The sequence below is a fragment of the Chitinophaga sp. genome, assembly GCF_035564935.1.
GTDB lineage: Bacteria > Bacteroidota > Bacteroidia > Chitinophagales > Chitinophagaceae > Chitinophaga.
Genome location: NZ_DATMTE010000554.1, coordinates 1 through 2,878 on the forward strand (window position 1 = coordinate 1; position 2,878 = coordinate 2,878).

General features: G+C 49.5%; 2 protein-coding genes. One reads left to right on the plus strand and one right to left on the minus strand.

What is annotated here, in order from left to right; all coding sequences use genetic code 11:
• The first annotated feature begins 108 nt into the window (after positions 1-108).
• Entirely contained in the window at positions 109-702 is a 594-nt protein-coding gene (locus VN105_RS14380) for a nuclear transport factor 2 family protein (RefSeq protein ID WP_325642040.1), read from the plus strand.
• Between the two features lie 56 nt (positions 703-758).
• Here VN105_RS14380 and fusA read toward each other — a convergent pair whose 3' ends face one another.
• Entirely contained in the window at positions 759-2,834 is a 2,076-nt protein-coding gene (gene fusA, locus VN105_RS14385) for an elongation factor G (RefSeq protein ID WP_325642042.1), read from the minus strand.
• Between the last annotated feature and the right edge of the window lie 44 nt (positions 2,835-2,878).

Genomic DNA, 2,878 nt, shown 5'->3' on the forward strand with positions numbered 1-2,878 from the left:
CCATTGAGCTGATTGATTACCATCAGAAATGCCCGTTACAAAGCTGAAATTCTATGATATAGTAAAACTATTTATGCGTTTGTTTTGTTATATCAGAAAATTTATAAAATGTCCAGATTTTTCCCGGTAGCCACTGCGCTGGTTCTTAGCATCACAGGTCTCCTTGCCTGCCACACATCTCCGGAAGAAAAGCCGGCGGCCGACAGCTCCGCTGCTATTGCGCCGGCCCCCGATCCTCATGAACTGGGATACCGCGACCAGCAAAGGATTGAAAAAGTAATATATGGTTTTTGTGAACATTTCGACAACGGCGACCTGGCCAAATGCGTGGAGTTTATGGATGATAATATCCGCGGGGAAATTGACGGCGTGAAACTGAGGGGGAAACAGAACTGGACCGCCAAAATAGACTCGCTTTTACTTAGTACCCGTAACAGTCATTTCCTGTCCAGGCACCTCATTTCCAATATGCAGTTTTCCCAGGGCGCAAATGATACTGTGCGGGTAAGCATGTATGCCAGTAATCTTTGGACAGACCTTACCAACGGGCAGATCCAGCTGATGTCGGTGGGTTATTACAAAGGGAAGGTAGTGAAGAAAGATGGAAAATGGCTGATCGCTGTATTAAATTCATTGCCCGACAGCAGGTTCGTGAAGAAATTTTACCAGGATGTTCCTGGTGGTAATGAAGAATTGAAATAAGAAAGGTGTTATCGTAATAAAAATGGTGAAGGAATATGTCCTTCACCATTTTCATTTTATTTGGCCGGTACGTTGCCGGTGATGTTACCGGGGACCGCCTGGTAGCTGTCGAAATTCAGCGAAGCAGACGCCCTTCCTGAGGAGAGGGTACGCAGCACTGTTATATACCCGAATAGTTCGGATAAGGGTACCAGGGCAGTGATGGTTTGCACGGGTCCATCCATTTCTATGTGCCTGATCACACCACGCCGCCTGTTCAGATCGCCGGTTAAGGCGCCGGTAAATTCTTCCGGCATGGTAACCGTTACTTTCATCCAGGGCTCCAGCAGGCGGGGAGCCGCTTTCGCGGCCACGCTTTTGAAACCAATGATAGCGGCGTGTTCAAAATCCAGCGCATGGGAGTCGTTGCTGTGTACGGAACCATCGAGCAGTCGCACCCGCATGGACTTCACCGGGTAACCAGCCAGTGCGCCATTGTGCATGGCCGACTCAAAGCCTTTGCTGATCGAGGGGATGAACTCTTTTGGAATAGCACCGCCCCTGATTTCGTTGATAAACTCCAAACCTGTTGCCTGTTCATCGCCCGGTGATAATTCAAACTGTATGTCGGCAAAGTTGCCGGAGCCGCCATTTTGTTTTTTATACACTTCACGATGGGTAACCGCCTGCGTAAATATTTCCTTGTACGCAATCTGCGGCTGCCCTTTGTTGATGTCCAGGTGGTATTGTGTGGCCAGTTTTTCCAGCACCACTTCCAGGTGGAGTTCACCCATGCCTTTGAGGATCGTTTGGCCGGTAGCGTTATCCACGGTTACCGTGAGGGTTGGATCCTCTTCCAGCAGCCTGTTCAGTGCATCGCCCAGTTTGTCGTTGTCTTTCGCCGATTTAGCTTCAATCGCATAACCGATCATCGGTTCGGGGAAGCTGATTTGTTCCAGCAGCACCGGGTGATCCGGATGGGAAAGAGAATCGCCTGTTTTTACGTCTTTCAGCCCGGCTACTGCGCCGATGTCGCCGGCGCCTATTGCATCCACGGTTTCATACTTATCAGACATGATCCTCATCAGGCGGCTGATCCTTACTTTACGGCCGGTACGGCTGTTCCATATGGTATCGCCGTTGTGCAATACGCCTGCGTATACGCGTACTAACGTTAACCTGCCTACGTAGTCATCGGTGATGATCTTAAAGGCAAGGGCAGCCAGCGGCGCGTTTTCGCTAACGGGGATCATTACATCCGCATCCGTTTCAGCGTTGACGGCTTTTACATCGCCAATATCCGAAGGAGCCGGCAGGTAGGTGGCTACTGCATCGAGCAGCGGCTGAATGCCTTTATTCTTATAGGCAGCGCCGGCCAGTACGGGAACGGCTTCCATACGGATGGTAGCACTACGCAGCGCGGTGTAAATATCCTGCGGAAGGATGCTTCCGGGATCAGTGGCGTATTTATCCAATAACGCTTCATCCAGCAGCGATAATTCATCCAGCAAATAATTGCGCGCTTCCTGTGCTTCATTCAGTAAGGCAGCTGGTATTTCCAGTGTTTCATATGTTTTACCGTCGGCGGTATTCCATACAAGCGCTTTCATGGTAACGAGGTCTATTACACCGCTGAAATCATCTTCTGCACCGATAGGCAATTGCACTGGCAGTGCATTGGCGTTTAGCCGTTGGCGTATATCGTTCACAACGCGCCGGAAATCAGCACCCTGCCGGTCCATTTTATTGATGAATGCAATGCGTGGAATATGATAGCGATCCGCCTGATGCCATACTGTTTCCGACTGCGGCTGTACACCGGAGCGGGCGCAGAATACGGCTACAGCACCGTCGAGCACCCGCAGGGAGCGTTCTACTTCCGCAGTGAAATCAACGTGGCCGGGTGTGTCAATGATGTTGATCTGCCAGGTATTATCCTGGTGTTTCCAGTAGGTAGTGATAGCTGCAGAAGAAATGGTGATACCTCTTTTTTCTTCCTGTGGATCACTGTCCATTACGGTGTTACCGTCGTCTACATTACCCAGTTTATGTGTAAAGCCGGTGAAGTAAAGCATGCGTTCAGTAAGGGTTGTTTTACCTGCATCGACATGTGCCATGATACCTATATTTCTAAAATCCGCTAAGCGTTTCATATTTTCTTATTTAAAAAGGAATTAAAAAAAGGCCGCTCACCTGG